Raw genomic sequence first — 20,081 nt, forward strand, 5'->3', positions numbered from 1 at the left:
CGGCGTTGATGCGTTAGAACGAGAAGCACGAGCAACCGAGCGCCCCCCAGAAGGCTCGATCATCAGAGACCGGAACACCTGACTGACGCGCAAGATCATGCTGATGTCCGTGGACACCGCAGCTTCCGCAGCACTGATGCATCTGTACGACTGCCCCCATATGCACACCGCCCGGAGGCGCTGAGCGATAGTGTCCAGGGACTTTCACCACCGGCGACCAATCAGGGACCACTGGGATAGCAGGCGGCGCTAGCGGCGTAAAGTGCCCCGCAGCGTACACCACTTTGCCATCGACAATCGTCATGACTGACTCAATGCCCTTGATCTCTTCTTCGGGTACGTTGAAATAGTCTTTCGACAAGACCACCAAATCCGCCAGTTGATCCTTTTCAATCCGTCCTTTTTTACCCTGCTCGCTGGAGAACCAGGCACTGCCCGCCGTCCACAGTTCCAGCGCGACATCGCGGGGCAGGCGATTGTCGTCATCGTACATCGACATCCCACCCACGGTACGCCCGGAAACCAGCCAGTACAGCGCCGTCCACGGGTTATAGCTCGCCACGCGGGTGGCATCGGTTCCCAAGCCAACCGGTACTTCCAGCTCCAGCATTTTCGCCACCGGCGGAGTATGTTTCACCGCATCTTTACCGTAGCGATCGACAAAATATTCGCCCTGGAACGCCATGCGATGCTGCACCGCAATCCCGCCACCCAGCGCCTTCACACGTTCGATATTGCGCTCGGTGATGGTTTCCGCGTGGTCAAAGAACCAGTGCAGGCCGTTAAACGGAATATCGCGGTTGACCTTCTCAAAGACATCCAGCATACGGCTGATGGACTCATCGTAGGTGGCATGCAGGCGGAACGGCCAGCGATGTTCAACCAAATGGCGCACCACGCGCTCCAGTTCATCTTCCATGCCCGGCGGCAGATCCGGACGAGGTTGCAGGAAATCTTCAAAATCGGCCGCCGAGAACACCAGCATTTCACCGGCACCGTTGGCGCGGTAAAAATCGGTTCCCTGCCCCGGTTTGAGCATATCGGTCCAGCGTTCGAAATCTTCCACTTCCTGCTTCGGACGCTGGGTAAACAGGTTATAGGCGATACGGATGGTCATCTGCTTATTGGCATGCAATTGCTCGATGATTTCGTAATCTTCCGGATAGTTCTGGAAACCACCGCCCGCATCAATAGCGCTGGTCAGCCCGAGACGATTTAACTCACGCATAAACTGGCGCGTAGAGTTCACCTGCATCTCCAGCGGCAGCTTCGGCCCTTTCGCCAGCGTAGCGTAAAGGATCATGGCGTTAGGTTTAGCAATCAGCATCCCGGTCGGGTTGCCGTTGTTATCGCGAACGATTTCCCCACCCGCCGGTGCTGGCGTCTCTTTGGTATAACCGACGGCTTTTAGCGCGGCACGATTTAGCAACGCTCTGTCGTAGAGATGCAGCACAAATACCGGCGTATCCGGTGCCGCTTCATTGAGTTCTTCAAGCGTTGGCATACGACGTTCAGCAAACTGGAATTCGCTCCAGCCACCGACCACACGAACCCACTGCGGCGACGGCGTTCTGTCAGCCTGATCTTTTAGCATACGCAGCGCATCCGCCAGCGACGGCACGCCTTCCCAACGCAATTCGAGGTTGTAGTTCAACCCACCACGAATAAGGTGGAGATGCGAGTCGTTAAGCCCTGGGATCACCGTATGACCATGAAGATCGACAATCTGCGTGCCTTCGCCCGCATAGGACATCATCTGCGCATCGCTGCCGACGGCAAGGATCTTGCCGTTAGCGATCGCCACCGCATCCGCACGTGGCTGCTGAGGATCCAGGGTATGAACCTGCCCCTTTGTTAAAATCAGTGTCGCGGTTTGTGACATAACATTCTCCTCTCGTGCCGGATCAGGCCTTTTTCAGCCACCCGGCAAACAAGCGGGTCACGATGGGCATCCAGAACCAGACCACCAGCGCAACCACACAGGCATCATTGAAAAAATGCAGCAATAGCGTTCCCTTCATCGACGGCAGCAATACACCGGTAATGGCAGGCACCAGATTGGTACTGGGAAAAATCACCAGCAGGGTTATCAGAAATTGTTTCCAGCGCTTGGGCTGACGCACGTTAGCGGCGGGTGGCGTGAACCAGAATGCGGCTTCGGTACGCACTTCGGTATGGTCGCCTTCGGCTAACAGTGGCGTTATGTCATCTACCAGCTTCTGCCGCACGTCAGACTGGGTCCAGGCGTAGAGATGTTCGAGGGTGTCAAAGTGGATGATGATATTCCATGCCGTCTGTCCATCAGCCGGGCGGATAACGTTCGCCCCCAGATGGCCGGGATAATTGGCGGCTACGGGCATAATCTCACTTAGCCAGGCTTCATACTGCGCAACGTGTTCGGGACGGATGGCGTGGGTAATAACCAGCGTGACATGCTTTTGCGTCATGGCGGGGGTTCCTTGCTATCGCTTTATGGCGGGGAGATCCCCCGCCAGCATCATGACGTTAGGCTTTACGTTCTGGTGCGCCGTGCACCATGGTGTAAGCATAATCCACGCCCATACCGTAGGCGCCGCTATGCTCACGAACCAGATTCATCACCGCGTCATAGGTTTCTTTGCGTGACCAGTCGCGTTGATACTCCAGCAGCACCTGCTGCCAGGTCACCGGCACCGCACCTGCTTGCACCATGCGGTCAATGGAGCGCTCATGCGCATCCACGGAGGTGCCGCCGGAGGTGTCAGTCACCACATACACTTCAAAACCCTCTTCCAGCGCCATCAGGGCTGGGAAAGTCAGGCAAACTTCCGTCCACAGTGCGGAGATAATCAGTTTTTTACGCCCGGTCGCTTTGACGGCTTTCACAAAAGCAGCGTCTTCCCAGGAGTTCATTGAAGTACGTTCAATAGGCTTCACATCAGGGTGCACAGCCAATAATTCAGGCCAAATATAACCACTAAAACTTTTTGTTTCGACAGAGGTATAAATTACCGGAACATTAAATATCTTCCCGGCCTTAGCGAGCGCTACGGTATTATTTTTTAAAGTTTGGCGGTCGATATTGGCCACGCCAAAAGACATTTGTGGCTGATGATCAATAAAAATAAGCGTAGAGTTTTGCGGGTCAATCAGTTCCCTAATAGACATAACATACCTTCTCAATCAACAAGTTAAAAGGTTACGGCTTTAAGTCGCCGTCAGCAATTGGATCCTGAATCAGAAAGCTTGTTGAGTATAGCGGGAAATTTCTAACGAGTTATTAAAGAAAACTGACCATCCGGTGACACTAATAATTCAGCCGCGTAATATTCCCCAGCAAACATCAAAAAAATGCGCAGGTTATATCTAATTTATTCACTAGCATTGTGTTTAGGCATTCGGTACAACGTAGGGGATTATTTTTTTGGATATTTTTCTCTTATGCGTATCAATCTGGACGTCCTGCTTATTCTCGATGCCCTCGACAAACACGGCTCCTTTGCCGCCGCTGCCGAATCCCTGTTTAAAACGTCCGCAGCCCTTAGCTATATGATTCAGAAGCTGGAAAACGATCTCGGCATCACCCTGCTTGACCGTTCCGGCCATCGGGCGAAATTTACCGATACCGGGCGCATGATGCTGGAAAAGGGACGTTTACTGCTGGATGCGGCTAAAGATCTGGAAAAGCAGGCGCTACAACTCAGCGCCGGCTGGGAAAAAGAGCTAGCGATTGCGCTTGATGACTCTTTTCCTTTTGCGGCGCTGGTGCCCATCATTAAGGATTTTTATGCGCTGCATAAACAAACGCGGCTTAACTTCTCACATCATACCCTCGCCGGTTCATGGGAGGAGCTCACCCACAACGGTGCTGATATTATTCTCGGCGCCATCAATGAACCGCCTACCTCTGCGGCCTGGTCGTACAAAATGCTGGGCACGATGGATAACGTCTTTGTCGTAGCGCCCGATCATCCGCTGGCCAGCGCGTCGGAAGATTTAACCAACGAGCAGTTATGCCTGCACAGAGCCATTGTCATCAGCGACAGCGCCCGTTTCTGTCATCCTTTAAAATCCAACCTGATGGATGAACAGCCACAAACCCGCGTCGATGATTTTCACAGTAAAGTCACGCTCCTGCGCGCAGGTGTTGGCTGTGGTTTTCTACCGCGCCATATTGCCAGCCCACTGCTGGCAACGGGCGAACTGGTCGAAAAATCGGTAATTTCATTTCGCCAGACCGACGTCGCCTATATGGCATGGCGTAATGGTCACGATGGGCTAGCGCAGCGCTGGTGGCGTGAAACGTTGCTAACCAGCACCGCGATCACCGGTCTTTATCAGTGACTTTTCCATACCGTGGCGGAGATAGCAGGCAAAGTCAGCACTCCCTCCGCCAACTGCCCTGCCCCCTCCATGCGCTGCCATTCCACGTCCAGCAGCGGTGATTCAGGTAGCACCACCTCACAGGCTTCGCGGCGGTTAATCGCCACCATCACCCGCTGTGCGCCTAGTACGCGCAGGAATACCACCACATCACCTTCGGCATACAGCACTTCACAGCCGCCCAGACGTAATGCCGGTGTGGTTTTACGTAGCGCCGCTAGACGCTGATAAAGCGCCAACAGTGCACGGTCCTGCTTTTTCTCATCCCACGGGAATGGCTTGCGGCAGAAGGGATCGTTATCCCCATCCAGCCCCACTTCATCGCCGTAATAGATGCACGGGACGCCAGGCCAGCTGAATAGCCAGACCACCGCCAGCGGCAGACGTGCCGCATCGCGACCCAGCAGTGATTTAAAACGCGCGGTATCGTGGCTGTCGAGTTGATTAAACATCCGCAGCTGCTGCTGATGCGACAGTCCGGCGCGATAATCTTCCATCCATGCAATACAGGTTTGCGCATCGATTTTCTGTGGATCGTAGGAGATATCGGTGTTCGCGAGAAAGCCCCACAGCGGGAAGGTAAAACCACGGTAGTTCATCGCCGCGTCCTCCGCATCCTGCTGCAACCACTGCCTGGCATCGCCAAAGTGTTCGCCGAAGACGAAAGCATCCGCGCGTTCGTCTTTCGCCGCCTGCGTAATCCCCGCCACATGATGGAGATTATTCTTCGCCCCACCCGCTTCACCAAGCATATGCACCACGTCCAGCCGCCAGCCGTCCATATTCCAGGGTGCTTTTAGCCAGTGACGAACGATGCTGTCTTCGCTGCGATAAATTTCATTCACCAACCCCTCAGACTGGAAGTCGAGCTTCGGCAAGCTGGAGTAACCCAGCCAGTCCAGCGCTTTGCCATCATCAGAGAAACTGTAGCGATCGCGCCACGGCGATGCCGGATGATGACAGGCACCGTCGCTACCGCGATGATGGCGGTCAAACCACGCGTGGGTATCACCGCTGTGATTGAATACGCCATCGAGGATCATCCGCATCCCCTCTCGCTGAGTATTGTGGCGTAAACGCAGCAGTGCCTCGTTGCCGCCAAACTGCGGATCAACCTGGCGATAATCTTCGGTGTCGTATTTGTGTACGCTGGGTGCGGTGAAAACCGGGTTCAGGTACAGCGCGGTAATACCCAGTTCCTTCAGGTACGGGAGTTTGGCGCTGATACCGTCAAGATCGCCACCATAGAAGGTTGAGCCGCCCGCCTCTCCGGTTAGCGGTTCATCCCACTCCCGGCGAATAATCTCGTGCCCGGCGGCATGGTGGTGATAGACCTTATCCTGCCCTTCGCCGCGCGTCTGACTACGGGCAAAACGGTCAGGGAAAATTTGATAGAAAATCTGCTCAGTTACCCACTGGGGGCCGTTATCCACGCAGTCATAAGCAAACATTTCCAGCTTGGCGGGCGGGAAAGCACTCATCCCTTTTGGCGAAAACCACTGCTGGCGGTCTGCCCACAACAGCTTAAACGCATAGCGTCGACGCGGTTGCCCTTCCTGCAACGTAATCTCCCCACGCCATTGCACCACGTCAGGCGCCGGTGATTTACCACTGCGGCGCATCGGCAGCGCCATCTCTTCGTTATCCACTTCCGCGCGCAGGGTAACCCGCTGTGGCAGGTCATCGCCGCGCAGCCAAAGGGTTATTATTAATTTGTCCTGCTGCTGTTTTATAAAGGGTGCAACAGGCAGGTGCCAGGCATTTAACATCGTCTATCCCCTATTTTCAAAATGTGCCCACCTTGCCACACGGACATTTCACCCTACTCATCTTTTAGGCTTTTTTGTAGGGAGGAGGACGGGGGCGCAGATTTCAGGCATAAAAAAACCCGGCGTAAACCGGGTTTTCACGAAACAACGCAGCAATTAGCTGCGACGACGCGTTTTAAACATCCAGCCAACCAGCAACAGCAGGATCCACGCAAAGCCCACATACAGGGAGATTCGGGTGTCCGGATGATAACCAATCAGCGCGATAATAAAGACCAGGAACACCAGACCTACGGAAGTGGTTGCTACGCCGCCCGGTACTTTAAACTTCAGCGCCTTCACTTCATCAGCGGACAAACGACGGCGGAATGCTACCTGCGAGAGCAGGATCATAATCCACACCCAAACGGTGGCGAAAGTTGCCAGCGATGCAATCACCAGGAAGACGTTTTCCGGCATGATGTAGTTCAGATACACCGCAAACAGCAGCGCGATCGTCATAACCGTGACCGTCACCCACGGAATACCGCGGCGTGAAGTTTTGGCAAAAAACTTAGGCGCACTACCCTGCTCGGCCATGCCATGCAGCATACGACCGACGCCAAAGACGTCTGCGTTGATTGCTGAGAGCGACGCCGTCAACACCACGAAGTTCAGGATGCTGGCGGCAAAGGTAATCCCCAGATGCTGGAAAGTCAGCACAAACGGGCTACCATCGGTACCCACCTGGTTCCATGGGTAGATGGACATAATGACGAACAGCGTACCAACATAGAACACCAGAATACGCATCGGTACGGAGTTAATAGCACGCGGAATAGACTCTTCAGGGTTCTTCGCTTCACCGGCGGTAATACCGATAATCTCAATACCGCCGTAGGCAAACATCACCATCTGTAGCGACATCACCATACCGATCCAGCCGTTACTGAAGAAGCCGCCGTTGCTCCACAGGTTATGAATCCCCGTAGGCTGCCCGCCGTTGCCAATACCCCAGATGATGATACCGAAACCGGCCAAAATCATGATGATAATGGTGGCCACTTTGAAGAAGGAGAACCAGAACTCCAGCTCGCCAAATACCTTGACGCTCATCAGGTTGACGGCGCAGATAATCAGCACCACGCTGAGTACCCATATCCAGTGCGGTACCGTCGGGAACCAGATGCCCATATAGATACCGAATGCTGTGACATCAGCAATGGCGACGATCAGGATCTCAAAACAGTAAGTCCAGCCGGTGATGTAGCCCGCCAGCGGCCCGAGGTTTTCCTGCGCGTAGCGAGAAAAAGAGCTGGCGGACGGGTTATGCACGGACATTTCGCCCAGCGCTCGCATAATAATATAAGCGGCCACGCCACCGATAATATAGGCCAGCAGCACGCTTGGCCCTGCCATTTTGATTGCGTCGGCGGAACCATAAAATAGCCCCGTACCAATTGCCGACCCGAGGGCCATAAAGCGGATGTGTCGGGCGCTTAGCCCGCGCTTCAGCTTGTTGTTTTCCATCGTTTCCAGTGCCATGTCAGACCCATCATCCCCGCGCTGCCCATAAAAGCCGCGCGAACAACTTAGGCTAAAGTACCCAAAATAAAAAACCACGGAACATCACGTCCCGTGGTTAAACACCGTTAAAGCGCCGTGCAGATTAATGCGCGCTTGATGTTACCTGGCGTCCTGCCATGCGATCCCAGATTACAGCCAGAATCGCCATCACGATTGTTGGCATCAACCATGCCAGACCTTGCTCCGCCATCGGTAAACGGGCAGTCCAACCCGGTAATACGTCAGCGAAAGCAGAGGCTTTGATAGCGTCAAGGATACCAAAAACCAGACTGATAAACATCGGTGGTGCAATCACGCGGCCGGAATTATGCCACCAATTGCGGGTAAAACTGAGTACTACAAGTGCGATACACGGCGGATAGATGGCCGTCAGCACCGGAATAGAGATTTGAATCAGGTGGCTCAGCCCCAGATTCGATACCGCCATCGAGAACAGACCGAGGATAAAGACCAGCGTGCGATAGGAGAACGGCAGGTACTGAGCAAAGAACTCCGCACATGCGCAGGTCAAGCCAACCGCGGTGACCAGACAAGCAATGAAGATCAGCGCCGCCAGCATGAAGCTACCCGCACCACCGAAGGTGTGCTGAACGTAAGCATGCAGAATAGCTGCACCGTTCGCGTTTTGGTCGACCAGCGTCGCGCTATCAGAACCCAGACGGAACAGCGCCAGGTACAGCAGCGTCAGGCCGACACCCGCCATCAGACCAGCCCAAATCGTGTAGCGGGTCAGCAGACGTGCTTCCGTTACGCCACGAGAACGTGCAGCGTTAACGATAACAATACCGAAGACCATCGCGCCCAACGTATCCATGGTCAGATAGCCGTTAACGAAACCGTTTGAGAACGCAGCGGTTTCATAAGCATCCAGCGCATTGCTGATAGGGCCGGCAGGCCAGATCACTGCGGCAACAGAGAGAATAATCAGCGCGAGGATTTTCAACGGTGCCAGGAAGTTACCCACGGTATCCAGCAATTTACCCGGATACAGCGAAACCAGAATCACCAGCGCAAAATAGATAATGCTGTAGATAAACAGCGGCAGTTCGCCGCTACCGGTCAGCGGCGCAATACCGATTTCAAATGAGACAGTCGCGGTACGCGGTGTGGCAAACAGCGGGCCGACAGCGAGATAACACACGGTCGCCAGCAAAACGCCCGCCACTTTACCAATTGGCGTGCTGAGGCTATCGACGCCGCCACCCACTTTCGCCAGAGCTATCACGGTCAGCACCGGGAGACCAACAGCGGTAATCAGAAAGCCAAAGGCCGCGGTCCAAACGTGAGGGCCTGCCTGCAAGCCAACCATAGGAGGAAAAATGATGTTGCCTGCGCCAACAAACAACGCAAAGGTCATAAAGCCCAGAGCGATGATGTCACGCGATTTCAATTGATGGGTCATATGTAACTACAGCCTGTGGATGTGGTGTTGTAAAACGAAAATTTATCGCGCCAGCGCCTGTGGAATGATGCAGAGGAAACCAACGACAAACTTAGCGGGATATGCTCCCTTCGCGATGTAAAGAAGAATAGTTTTTTGATTTACCGCGAATTAACAGTCTATTTGTGACTGCCAGGTGGGCAATTTAAACGCTTATAACGTTTTAAAGCAACACGGGATCGCAAAACCAGATGATTATATTGATAGTGAATTTACAGGCAGACTTTTAAACTGGATTTAAGAAAAACATCCGGCTAATCATGCGAACAAAAAACAACCAGACGTTCGTTAATCAGGCGACGTTTCATTGACTGCAAAGCAAACAGACCAGCCGAGGCTGGTCTGTGGAAAGTTAAGCTGACAAGCGTGGGATCACGCGTCATTTTTGGCAATTAAACGTTCCGGCAGCAGGAAGCTAAAGCATGAACCTTTACCCAACTCACTGGTGATATCCAGCCGACTGTCGTGATGACTCACCGCATGTTTCACAATCGCCAGCCCTAACCCACTGCCGCCGGTTTGCCGCGAACGCGCTTTATCGACACGATAGAAACTCTCGGTCAGCCTCGGCAAATGTTCCGGCGAAATTCCCGGCCCATTATCAGACACGCTAAACAGCGCGCCGTGCGGTGCATGCTGCCAGCGCACGGTAATCAGCGTCCCTTCAGGGGTATGGTTAACGGCGTTATACACCAGATTCGACATCGCGCTGCGCAGTTGATCCTCATTGCCCAGCACTTTTAGCGACTCATCAATGTCGAAATGGAACTGATGCTGATAATGGCTTAGGGTCTGCGCTTCACGCTCCACCACCCGCAGCATCATCGGCACGTCAATTTTCTCATTGAGCGCCAGCACGGGGGATGCCTCAATTTTCGACAACGTCAGCAATTGCCTGACCAGCCCTTCCATTCGCTGAGTTTGCTCACGCATGGTATGCAACGCTTTCTCACGCACCGAGCCTTCCAGCGGCTGCTCCTGCATCATCTCAAGATAGCCTTGCAGCACCGTCAGCGGTGTACGCAACTCATGGCTTACGTTCGCAAAGAAATTACGCCGTGCACCTTCCAGTTGATGCATTTGGGTAACGTCGCGCGCCACCATCAGCAACTGACGGTCGGTGTAGGGCATAATACGAATTTCCAGATGGCGGCCGCTATTGAGCACCAGGTGCAACGGCTTATGGAATTCACGCTTTTTAAGATGTTGGGTAAATTCAGGATAACGCAGCAGGTTTAAGATATTTTGCCCGCTATCGTCGGGCCAGCGAAGACCCAGCAACTGTTGGGCCAGGCCATTACACCAGAAAATCGCGCCTTCTTCAGTGGTCAGCACCACTGCATCGGGTAAAGATTCTGCGCCGCTGCGAAAACGCTTGATCAGATTACCCAGCTCACGGCGACGTTTCTTATTACGCAACTGCATCTGGTTGAGCCCATATAATAAAGGCTCCCAGCTACCGCGCCCCGGCGGAGGGGTCATACTTCTGTCAACCCACAGCCACCAGGACAATCGCAGTAAATTCCAGAAATGCCAGATAAGCAGCCCGGTCACTGCCGCCAGTAAAAACCACGGCAGATAACCGAATACCAGTCCCAGTACCACGGCCGGGAAGCAGCATAACAGCAGCTCCAGGACCAGCCTTTTCCATGACAGCCGTTCCAGCACGAGTCACACTCCAGTCAACAATTAGAAACGGGTGGAAAAACGATAACCCGTGCCGCGAACAGTTTGCACCATGCGGTCATGACCACTGTGTTCCAGCGCCTTGCGCAGGCGACGAATATGCACATCAACAGTCCTGTCTTCAACATAGACGTTAGTTCCCCAAACGTGGTTCAGCAGCTGTTCACGGCTGTAGACACGCTCCGGGTGTGTCATAAAGAAGTGCAGCAGTTTAAATTCAGTTGGCCCCATATCCAATGGGTTTTCACCGGTCATGACCCGGTGAGAGGTTGGGTCAAGGCTCAACCCCTGCATCTCAATCACCTCTTCCACCGCCATCGGTGAAATACGGCGCATAACGGCTTTGATGCGCGCAACTAGCTCTTTGGGTGAGAAGGGTTTGGTGATGTAATCATCAGCACCGGTTTCGAGGCCTCGCACGCGATCTTCTTCTTCGCCGCGAGCGGTCAGCATCACAACGGGAATATCTCGGGTCAGAGCCTCGCGTTTGATATGCTTTATAAATTGCAGCCCAGAACCGCCCGGTAACATCCAGTCAAGCAGAATCAGATCGGGCCAGGGTTCATTGAGTTTGTTGACAGCGCTGTCGTAATCTTCTGCTTCCACCGGCTGAAAACCGTTTTGCTCCAGAACGAAACAAACCATCTCACGGATAGGTGCTTCATCTTCAACGACCAGAATACGTCTTGCCATTATTTGCCCTGTTTTTAGACATCAGTATTATATACGGCGTCATTATGCGTCAGATTTATGACAGTTTTATGATAAACATGACCGTGAGATGATAGCCCTTCACCGTTTATGACACAGCACATAGACACTCATCGACCAACCCGTAGGTGAATGTTTATACTCAACTTTACGTCACTTTCCACGGAACCGCTATGCGCATTATCCACACATCGGACTGGCACCTTGGCCAGAACTTTTACAGCAAAAGCCGCGCCGCAGAACATCAAGCCTTCCTGCAATGGCTGCTTAACACCGCAAAATCGGAGCAGGTTGACGCCATTATTGTCGCCGGTGATATCTTCGATACCGGTTCGCCGCCGAGCTACGCGCGCGAGCTGTATAACCGATTTGTGGTCGATCTCCAGCAAACGGGCTGTCATCTGGTGGTACTGGCGGGTAACCATGATTCCGTCGCCACGCTGAATGAATCCCGGGATATCCTATCGTTCCTTAACACCACGGTGATTGCCAGCGCCGGTCATGCGCCCTTTATCTTAAATCTGCGCGACGGCACGCCTGGCGCAGTATTTTGCCCGGTTCCGTTCTTGCGTCCGCGCGACATTATCACCAGCCAGGCGGGACTTTCCGGTCAGGAAAAACAACGCCAGGTGCTGGAAAGCATCACTGATTATTATCAGCAGCAGTATCAGCAAGCCTGCGAACTGCGTGATGACCGCACGCTGCCGATTATTGCCAGCGGCCATCTGACAACCGTCGGCGCCAGCAAAAGCGATGCGGTACGCGACATTTATATTGGCACACTGGATGCTTTTCCGGCACAAAACTTCCCACCTGCCGACTATATTGCGCTGGGACATATTCACCGGGCGCAGAAAATTGGTGGCAGCGAGCATATTCGCTACAGCGGCTCGCCTATCTCCCTGAGTTTTGATGAAACCGGCAAAAGCAAAAGCGTTAACCTTGTGAACTTCAGCGACGGCAAACTGGCTGAGGTCACGCCGCTCACCGTCCCGGTTACCCAACCGCTGGCGGTAATCAAAGGTGATTTTGACAGTATCAGCGCCCAGTTAGCCGAATGGCGTGATGCCGAAGCCGAACCGGCAACATGGATTGATATTGAAATCACCAGCGACGAATACCTTCACGATATTCAGCGCAAAATCCAGACCATCACCGATGACCTGCCGGTAGAGGTGCTTCTGGTGCGTCGCAGCCGCGAACAGCGGCAGCGTATTCTGGCAAACCAGGAGCGTGAAACCCTGAGCGAACTGAGCGTCGAAGAAGTTTTCCACCGCCGACTGGCGCTGGAAACACTGGAGGAACCGCAACAACAGCGGTTGCAAACGCTGTTCAATGAAACGCTCCACGGTCTTGGCGAGGAGGAACAGCTATGAAAATTCTCAGCCTGCGCCTGAAAAACCTCAACTCACTCAAAGGTGAGTGGAAAATCGATTTCACCCAAGAGCCGTTCGTCAGCAATGGTCTGTTTGCCATCACCGGCCCAACAGGTGCCGGGAAAACCACACTGCTCGACGCCATCTGTCTGGCGCTCTACCACGAGACGCCGCGCCTCAACACGGTTTCGCAATCACAAAACGATCTGATGACCCGCGACACCGCCGAATGTCTGGCAGAGGTTGAGTTCGAAGTTCAGGGCGTTGCCTACCGCGCTTTCTGGAGCCAAAACCGCGCACGCAACCAGCCGGACGGCAATCTGCAAGCGCCGCGCGTTGAGCTGGCGCGTTGTGCCGATGGGCAAATTCTGGCCGATAAAGTCAAAGATAAGCTAGAGATGACCGCCTCTTTGAGCGGGCTGGATTATGGCCGCTTTACCCGCTCAATGTTGCTGTCACAAGGCCAGTTCGCCGCCTTCCTCAATGCCAAACCGAAAGAGCGCGCCGAACTGCTTGAAGAGCTCACCGGTACCGAAATTTACGGACAAATTTCCGCACAAGTCTTTGAAAAACATAAACAGGCGCGCGGGGAGTTAGACAAGCTTCAGGCGCAGGCCAGCGGCGTGGTGCTGTTAAGCGAAGAGCAGCAACAGACGCTACAACAGAGTTTGCAGGCGCTTACTTGCGAAGAAAAACAGTGGCAGCAGCAGCAGATTGTCGCGACACAACATCAACAGTGGCTGGCGCGCCAGGCTGAGTTGACCCAGGATGCGCAAAAAAATCAGCAGGCGCTGACTGAAACTCAGCACGCCCTTGAGGCGGCACAGCCTCAGCTAGCCGTTCTACAGCGCGCACAGCCCGCTGAGGCACTGCGTCCACGCTGGACGCAGATGCAGGAACAAGCTGCCACCGTGGCAAAAACTCACCAGCTTATAGAGCAAGTGAATACTCGCTTACATGATGCTAGCCACCTGCGCGACCGGATCCGTTACACCGCAGAGCGCCAGAGCGCAACGTTACAGCGCACGCACAGTGAGTTACAGCAGTGGTTGCAAGATCATGACAACATTCAGCGCTGGCACGGTGAACTGACCGGCTGGCGCGGTGCCTTCGCCCAGCAGGCGCGGGATCGCGCGCAGCTACAAACTCATGAGCAACGGCTACGCGAACGGGAACAACAGTTGGCCCAATTGCCGCCATCCACCTTAACGTTGACCCAGGATGAAGTAGCCGAGCACGTTGCCCAGCATGCCGCGACGCGCCCTCTGCGTCAGCAGCTTAGCCGCCTGTATCCACAGTTTATGCCGCTGCAAACGCGCCGCCAGCAGCTTATCGATGCCGGGCTTGTGCGCCAGCAGCAACTGGAAAAACTGACGACCGATCTCACTCAGCTTCGTCAGGTGTATAAAGACAAAAAGCAGCAGTTGAGCGATGTGAAGGCCATCTGTGAGCTTGAAGCGACAATTGTCCGCCTGGAAGCGGAACGTGCGCGTTTACAGCCGGGGGCACCTTGCCCACTGTGCGGTTCCACCAGCCACCCTGCGCTGGCGGAGTATCAGGCCCTGGCGCCCGACGCCAATAAAGCCCGCCGTGATGCGCTGGAAAAAGAGGTCACCCGTCTGGCGGAAGACGGCGCTACCCTGCGTGCGCAACAAGAAGCGCTGCAAAAACAGCAGCAAAAAGAGAATGATGAGCTAGCATCACTTTCTCAGCAGGAGCAAGCACTTACATCACAATGGCAGGAAACCACACAGCGCCTGGCGATAACGTTACAACCTGCCGATGACATCAGCGGCTGGCTGACCGCCCAGGACGAGGCCGAACAGCAGCGCTATCAGCACAGTCAGCGGTTAACGATTGAGGGGCAGATCCGCGAGCTTCAGACGTCAAACAAACAGTTGAGTGACGAGCTGGCACAGCGTATTACAACGCTCAAGCAAGCGCTGACGGCTTATGACCTGACGCTGCCCGTCCCCGGTGAAGACGGCGCCTGGCTTGCCGCTCGCGAAGCGGAAATTCTGCACTGGCAGCAACAGCAAAAACAAAGCCAGGAGATTCAGCAACAGTTGTCGCAGATCCAGCCACTGCTGGAGACGCTGCCAGTGGCGAAAATACCCGATGACGGAGGCCAGGCCAAGCTTGATGGCTGGCAGCAGGTGCATAACGACTGTGTGTCGCTTGAGAGCCAGTTACAGACACTACAACAGCAGAAAATTCAGGAAAATAAACGTTTAACGCAGGCTGAGCAGGACTTTGACCGAGCGCTGACCGATTCCCACTTTAGCAGCCGGGAAGACTTCCTGGCCGCACTGCTCGACGGTGATGAACGCCAGCGGCTGGAGCAACTCAAGCAATCGCTGGAGACGCAGCATCAGCAGCGTATGACGCTGACCGCTCAAGTGCAGGAAGCGCTGGCGCGTCATCTAACGCTGCGTCCGGAAAGTTTACAGGCTGAACTGTCGCTCGACGAGGTGCAGGCTTTACTGCTACAACTCGCCCGCCAGCTCCGTGAAAACAGCGAACGTCAGGGCGAACTGCGCCAGCAGTTAAAGCAGGATGATGAGAATCGCCATCAGCAACAGTCGCTGCTGTTGGCTATTGAGAAAGCTAACGCCACCCTGGAAGACTGGGCGCATCTGAATGCGCTGATTGGCTCTAAAGAGGGTGATAAGTTCCGTAAGTTCGCGCAAGGGTTAACGCTGGATAATCTGGTGTGGCTGGCTAACGAACAGCTCAGCCGCCTGCACGGTCGCTACCTCCTCCAGCGAAAAGCCAGCGATGCGCTGGAGTTGGAAGTGGTCGATACCTGGCAGGCGGATGCCGTTCGCGATACCCGCACGCTGTCCGGGGGCGAAAGTTTCCTCGTCAGCCTTGCGCTGGCGCTGGCGCTGTCGGATCTGGTCAGCCATAAAACACGTATCGATTCACTGTTCCTGGATGAGGGCTTCGGCACTCTGGATAGTGAGACGCTAGACACGGCGCTTGACGCGCTGGATGCGCTGAATGCCAGCGGCAAGATTATTGGCGTGATTAGCCACGTTGAGGCGATGAAAGAGCGTATTCCGGTACAGATTAAGGTGAAGAAGATTAACGGATTGGGGTATAGCCGGTTAGATAAAATATTTAGCGTAGAGTGATGTTTCCCTCACCCCGACCCTCTCCCAAAGGGAGAGGGAGAAAAGCGGCACCGCGCACCTTGGATTAAGGTGAAAAACAACGCCGAACAGTCCCCTCTCCCTCTGGGAGAGGGTTAGGGTGAGGGCCAAATCACGCGGGCCACAACCACGCGGCCCCGCGCACACCGCTGGAATCTCCATGCAGCGCTTTGCGAATCGGCGTTTCACACTCTGCGCCAAATACCCACGTTTTCACCAACGATGGCAACGTGTGATACAACCGCTCAACGTTGCTCATCCCGCCGCCTAATACAATCACGTCCGGGTCGAGGATATTAATCACGTGCGCCAGCGACTTCGCCACTCGCTGTTCGTAATGGCTGAACGCCTGCTCTGCCATTGCATCTCCCTGCGCGACCTTTTGCATAATCTCGCTACCTTTTAACGGCTGACCGCTTAATCGGTGATAATCCGTGGCAAACCCGGTACCGGAAATAAACGTTTCAATACAGCCCTGTTTACCGCAGTAGCACGGGACTTCCGCCCGATAACGCAACTCTTCATCATTCATCCACGGCAGCGGATTATGTCCCCACTCGCCCGCCGTGCCGTTACCGCCAATATGCACACGCCCGTTAATCGCCACGCCTGCACCACAACCGGTACCGATAATAACCGCGAACACCGTCTGTGCCCCTGCCGCCGCACCATCGACCGCTTCAGACACAGCAAGGCAATTGGCATCATTCGCCAGACGCACTTCCCGATTCAGGCGACGGCTCAAATCTTTGTCAAACGGCTGGCCGTTAAGCCAGGTCGAATTCGCGTTCTTAACCACGCCGGTATAGGGCGAAATCGAACCTGGAATGCCCATTCCGACCGTGCCGGTTTGCCCGGTTGCCGCTTCAGCAAGAGAGACAAGATGGGCAATATTCTCAATAGTTTGCAGGTAGTCACGCGGTGTCGGCAAGCGGTGGCGATAAAGCTCCTCACCGGCGTCGGAAAGCGCAATCACTTCTGTCTTCGTGCCACCTAAATCGATCCCAATTCGCATTCATCGCTCCTGTTTAAATCAATGCAAGGTCAGAGACAATTCGTTATCATTGCCCGCTGATTTAACGATAACACCGTGGAAATTATCATGCTGTGGTTCAAAAATTTAATGGTTTATCGTCTTAGCCGCGACGTCTCCCTACGCGTGGAAGAGATGGAAAAACAGCTCGCTGAGATGACCTTCACCCCATGCGGCAGCCAGGATATGGCCAAAACCGGCTGGGTATCGCCAATGGGTTCACACAGCGATGCGCTGACGCATGAAGTCAATGGTCAGATCATCGTCTGTGCGCGTAAAGAAGAGAAGATCCTACCCTCCCCGGTGATTAAACAAGCGCTGGAAGCCAAGATCCAGAAGCTGGAAGCCGATCAGGGTCGCAAACTGAAGAAGACGGAAAAAGACTCCCTGAAGGACGAAGTGCTGCACTCTCTGCTGCCGCGCGCGTTCAGCCGCTTCAGCCAGACAATGATGTGGATCGACACCGTTAACGATCTGATCATGGTCGACTGCGCCAGCGCCAAAAAAGCGGAAGATACGCTGGCACTGCTGCGTAAAAGCCTCGGCTCGCTGCCGGTGGTTCCGCTGACGCTGGAGAATCCGATTGAACTGACCCTGACCGAATGGGTGCGTTCCGGCACGGCAGCACAGAGCTTCCAGCTGCTTGATGAAGCGGAACTCAAAGCGATCCTTGAAGATGGCGGCGTGATCCGCGCGAAGAAACAGGATCTGGTCTGCGATGAGATTGCCGTGCACATTGAAGCGGGCAAGCTGGTCACCAAACTGGCGCTCGACTGGCAGCAACGTATTCAATTCGTGATGTGCGACGACGGTTCGATCAAACGTCTGAAATTCTGTGACGAACTACGCGATCAGAACGAAGATATTGACCGTGACGATTACGCCCAGCGTTTCGATGCAGACTTTATCCTGATGACCGGCGAACTGGCAGCGTTAATTAAGAGCCTGGTCGAAGGGTTAGGCGGCGAAGCCCAGCGTTAAGCTTACGTTTCCCTTCCTGCCATAACAGGAAGGGAATCTATTACAGATAGCGGCACAGATAAGAAGTGGGTTCGGCAACCTCAAGATTAAACTCGCTGTGGCCCGGCACGTTAAACACTTCCCCGGCGCTATAAACTTTCCATTCAATTTCACCCGGTAACAGCACATTCAGCGCGCCGCTAATCACGGTCATCTCTTCTGGCTGGGCGGTACCGAAGGTGTATTCGCCTTCTAACATCACGCCGACGCTAGCACGACCCGTGCTGCTGCTGGTAAAACCGATAGATTTCACTTTTCCTTCAAAATAATCGTTGCTCTGAAGCATAAACAGGCCCTTATTGTCTTATCGTAAAAAACCAATATAGGGTTGCGAACAGAAGCCTGTCACGCAAAATCATACGCTTAACACAATAATTCTGCGGCCAGCCTGGCGACCAGCACATTCGATAAGAGAACCGGAACATCCAGCGCTTTTTGTAGTAGATCCCGGTGGCGTTGGTGATAGCCAAGCGAATCCAGCACCAGGACGTCCGCCCCCTGCTCCAGCAGTGAACCGCCCGCTGAAATCAGATGTTCATCGCTATCGCGGACGGGGTTTGCTAGCGCGTAGTAAGGTGAGTTTGGCAACATCTGCCATTTTTCTTGCTGGGCACTTAAAATAGCTTCTACCGGAACAAGTACCCCGACCTGATGCCCTTCAACAATAGAAGCCACCAGTGGCGGAATAATCCGCTGAGGCTCTAACAGCATCGCATTACGTGCCACCATGCCACGCAGTTTGAACGTATTCAGTAAAAGAATGACGTCATAGGATTGATTATCAAGTACCTCGATCACCGCCTGCAGGCTGTGTTCGACTTTCAGACGAGAAACTTCGACAAACTGGTTATCTTTTAACAGGACTAATAAGCGCTCTTCACCGGGTTCTGGTGCGTACTCTTCCATCACTTCCGCACGACTCATTTTCCCCAATAAGGTCATGTGGGTGATTTGATCTTCCCTGATGTGCTCGGTTAAAAGCGGCAATACTTCACTGACGGGCACTACCCCAATCGTTAGAATCGCCATCGTTGCACTCATGTTATCTACCTTGCCTCGCAATTGTTCACTTTACCAATAGCCACCTGGATGGATGAAAAATACCGCTCAAAAGCGTAGCAGCGGATCCTCCGGCCTGAATGTAAAGATTCCAGTTATTTCCAGCACTCTCCTGATATAACTTAATTTTAACTTTTACATAACATTAATGATAAGTGATAAATGTGATTTATGCCCAAAATAGCCATGATTAATTTATGGCTATATCGGCAGTCAATGCGGGAAGATAAGCGAGATTTGGCAAAAACAGGAGGTGCCCCCTGCTAGCTGGCGGTCACCAGAGACAGGGAGTTAAGGATAAGCGTCACCACTTCGTCAGGCGTCGCAGAGGCGTCAACGATATAGTGGGCCGTTTCACGGTAAAGTGCATCACGCTGGGCCAGCACTTCGGCCACCTCTTCGCTTATCGGCTTACCGGTGAGCGTTGGACGCTGTTCCGCCTCAGGAAAAGCTTCCAGTCGACGGGCTAATACCGGCACCGGCGCATTCAGGTAGACCACAATGCCATTTTGCCGCATAAACTGACGATTTTCCGCCGCGAGGATGATTCCGCCACCGGTGGCGACGACCATTCCCGGCTGCGTAACGGCGATCAAGGTTTGCGTTTCACGGGCGCGGAATCCCGGCCAGCCTTCTGCGGCCACAATATCCGCGACGCTCATACCTGATTGCTGCTGTAAGGCAAGGTCGGTATCCACAAAGCGGAAATTGCAGGCATGGGTAAGCGCTTGACCTATCGTTGTTTTTCCGCAGCCCCTGGCTCCGATAAGAAAAATAGGCTGTGTCATTACCTGGAATTCCCCCTGATGATGCGAATGTGCGGGACGAGCATTTGAAGCGTGGATCATATCACCAAACTAGTACACACGTAAGTGTAAACTTAAGATTACAAGAAGATCGCTT

16 protein-coding genes are annotated in these 20,081 nt (G+C 53.9%); 4 read left to right on the forward strand and 12 right to left on the reverse strand.

Features of this window, described 5'->3' with window-relative positions; translation table 11 throughout:
- Positions 1 to 13 precede the first annotated feature (13 nt).
- From U0026_RS17565 to U0026_RS17575, 3 genes are read right to left on the reverse strand one after another with little or no spacing between them, the layout of a single operon-like run.
- Complete coding sequence (locus tag U0026_RS17565; RefSeq protein WP_062773948.1) at positions 14 to 1,882, reverse strand: amidohydrolase; 1,869 nt, start codon at positions 1,880 to 1,882, stop codon at positions 14 to 16.
- Between the two features lie 22 nt (positions 1,883 to 1,904).
- Complete coding sequence (locus U0026_RS17570; RefSeq protein ID WP_062773949.1) at positions 1,905 to 2,447, reverse strand: antibiotic biosynthesis monooxygenase; 543 nt, start codon at positions 2,445 to 2,447, stop codon at positions 1,905 to 1,907.
- Positions 2,448 to 2,505: 58 nt separating this feature from the next.
- Positions 2,506 to 3,147 (reverse strand): hydrolase, encoded by a 642-nt coding sequence (locus U0026_RS17575; RefSeq protein ID WP_062773951.1) that lies wholly within the window; start codon positions 3,145 to 3,147, stop codon positions 2,506 to 2,508.
- A 273-nt stretch (positions 3,148 to 3,420) separates the two neighbouring features.
- Between U0026_RS17575 and U0026_RS17580 the strand changes: the two genes are divergently transcribed.
- Positions 3,421 to 4,323, forward strand: a complete 903-nt coding sequence (locus U0026_RS17580) for a LysR family transcriptional regulator (protein ID WP_062773953.1) — start codon at positions 3,421 to 3,423, stop codon at positions 4,321 to 4,323.
- Here U0026_RS17580 and malZ read toward each other — a convergent pair.
- The 5 genes from malZ to phoB all read right to left on the reverse strand — a co-directional run bounded on the left by malZ (position 4,317) and on the right by phoB (position 11,517).
- Positions 4,317 to 6,131: a maltodextrin glucosidase gene (gene malZ, locus U0026_RS17585; RefSeq protein ID WP_062773955.1), complete on the reverse strand. Its 1,815-nt coding sequence runs from the start codon at positions 6,129 to 6,131 to the stop codon at positions 4,317 to 4,319. The two genes, U0026_RS17580 and malZ, sit on opposite strands and share 7 nt — an antisense overlap.
- Positions 6,132 to 6,287: 156 nt before the next feature.
- Positions 6,288 to 7,640 (reverse strand): proline-specific permease ProY, encoded by a 1,353-nt coding sequence (gene proY / locus U0026_RS17590; RefSeq protein WP_062774071.1) that lies wholly within the window; start codon positions 7,638 to 7,640, stop codon positions 6,288 to 6,290.
- Between the two features lie 139 nt (positions 7,641 to 7,779).
- Positions 7,780 to 9,099, reverse strand: coding sequence for a branched-chain amino acid transporter carrier protein BrnQ (brnQ, locus tag U0026_RS17595; protein WP_062773957.1), 1,320 nt, complete (start codon positions 9,097 to 9,099; stop codon positions 7,780 to 7,782).
- Positions 9,100 to 9,510: 411 nt separating this feature from the next.
- On the reverse strand, positions 9,511 to 10,806 hold the full coding sequence (gene phoR, locus U0026_RS17600; RefSeq protein ID WP_062773958.1) for a phosphate regulon sensor histidine kinase PhoR: 1,296 nt from the start codon (positions 10,804 to 10,806) through the stop codon (positions 9,511 to 9,513).
- Positions 10,807 to 10,827: 21 nt separating this feature from the next.
- Positions 10,828 to 11,517, reverse strand: a complete 690-nt coding sequence (phoB, locus tag U0026_RS17605) for a phosphate response regulator transcription factor PhoB (protein ID WP_062773960.1) — start codon at positions 11,515 to 11,517, stop codon at positions 10,828 to 10,830.
- Between the two features lie 191 nt (positions 11,518 to 11,708).
- On the opposite strand from phoB, the gene sbcD reads away from it, so the two are divergent.
- Positions 11,709 to 12,911: an exonuclease subunit SbcD gene (sbcD, locus tag U0026_RS17610; protein ID WP_062773962.1), complete on the forward strand. Its 1,203-nt coding sequence runs from the start codon at positions 11,709 to 11,711 to the stop codon at positions 12,909 to 12,911.
- The gene (gene sbcC / locus U0026_RS17615) at positions 12,908 to 16,048 is read left to right on the forward strand and encodes an exonuclease subunit SbcC (RefSeq protein ID WP_062773964.1); all 3,141 of its coding nucleotides are present in this window, start codon (positions 12,908 to 12,910) and stop codon (positions 16,046 to 16,048) included. The genes sbcD and sbcC overlap by 4 nt, the downstream gene beginning before the upstream one ends.
- A gap of 130 nt (positions 16,049 to 16,178) precedes the next feature.
- On the opposite strand, the gene mak is transcribed toward sbcC, so the two are convergent.
- Positions 16,179 to 17,081, reverse strand: a complete 903-nt coding sequence (gene mak / locus U0026_RS17620) for a fructokinase (RefSeq protein WP_062773966.1) — start codon at positions 17,079 to 17,081, stop codon at positions 16,179 to 16,181.
- An 87-nt stretch (positions 17,082 to 17,168) separates the two neighbouring features.
- Here mak and rdgC point away from each other — a divergent pair, with 87 nt between their 5' ends.
- Positions 17,169 to 18,080, forward strand: a complete 912-nt coding sequence (gene rdgC, locus U0026_RS17625) for a recombination-associated protein RdgC (protein ID WP_062773968.1) — start codon at positions 17,169 to 17,171, stop codon at positions 18,078 to 18,080.
- Positions 18,081 to 18,120: 40 nt separating this feature from the next.
- Here rdgC and ppnP read toward each other — a convergent pair whose 3' ends face one another.
- The 3 genes from ppnP to aroL all read right to left on the reverse strand — a co-directional run bounded on the left by ppnP (position 18,121) and on the right by aroL (position 19,966).
- Positions 18,121 to 18,405 (reverse strand): pyrimidine/purine nucleoside phosphorylase, encoded by a 285-nt coding sequence (ppnP, locus tag U0026_RS17630; protein WP_062773970.1) that lies wholly within the window; start codon positions 18,403 to 18,405, stop codon positions 18,121 to 18,123.
- A 77-nt stretch (positions 18,406 to 18,482) separates the two neighbouring features.
- The gene (locus tag U0026_RS17635) at positions 18,483 to 19,160 is read right to left on the reverse strand and encodes an AroM family protein (protein ID WP_062773972.1); all 678 of its coding nucleotides are present in this window, start codon (positions 19,158 to 19,160) and stop codon (positions 18,483 to 18,485) included.
- Between the two features lie 281 nt (positions 19,161 to 19,441).
- Positions 19,442 to 19,966 carry a shikimate kinase AroL gene (aroL, locus tag U0026_RS17640; protein WP_062773974.1) on the reverse strand — a complete coding sequence of 175 codons (525 nt, stop codon included), beginning with the start codon at positions 19,964 to 19,966 and terminating at the stop codon, positions 19,442 to 19,444.
- Positions 19,967 to 20,081 lie beyond the last annotated feature (115 nt).

Source organism: Kluyvera intermedia (assembly GCF_034424175.1).
Classification (GTDB): Bacteria; Pseudomonadota; Gammaproteobacteria; order Enterobacterales; family Enterobacteriaceae; genus Kluyvera; species Kluyvera intermedia.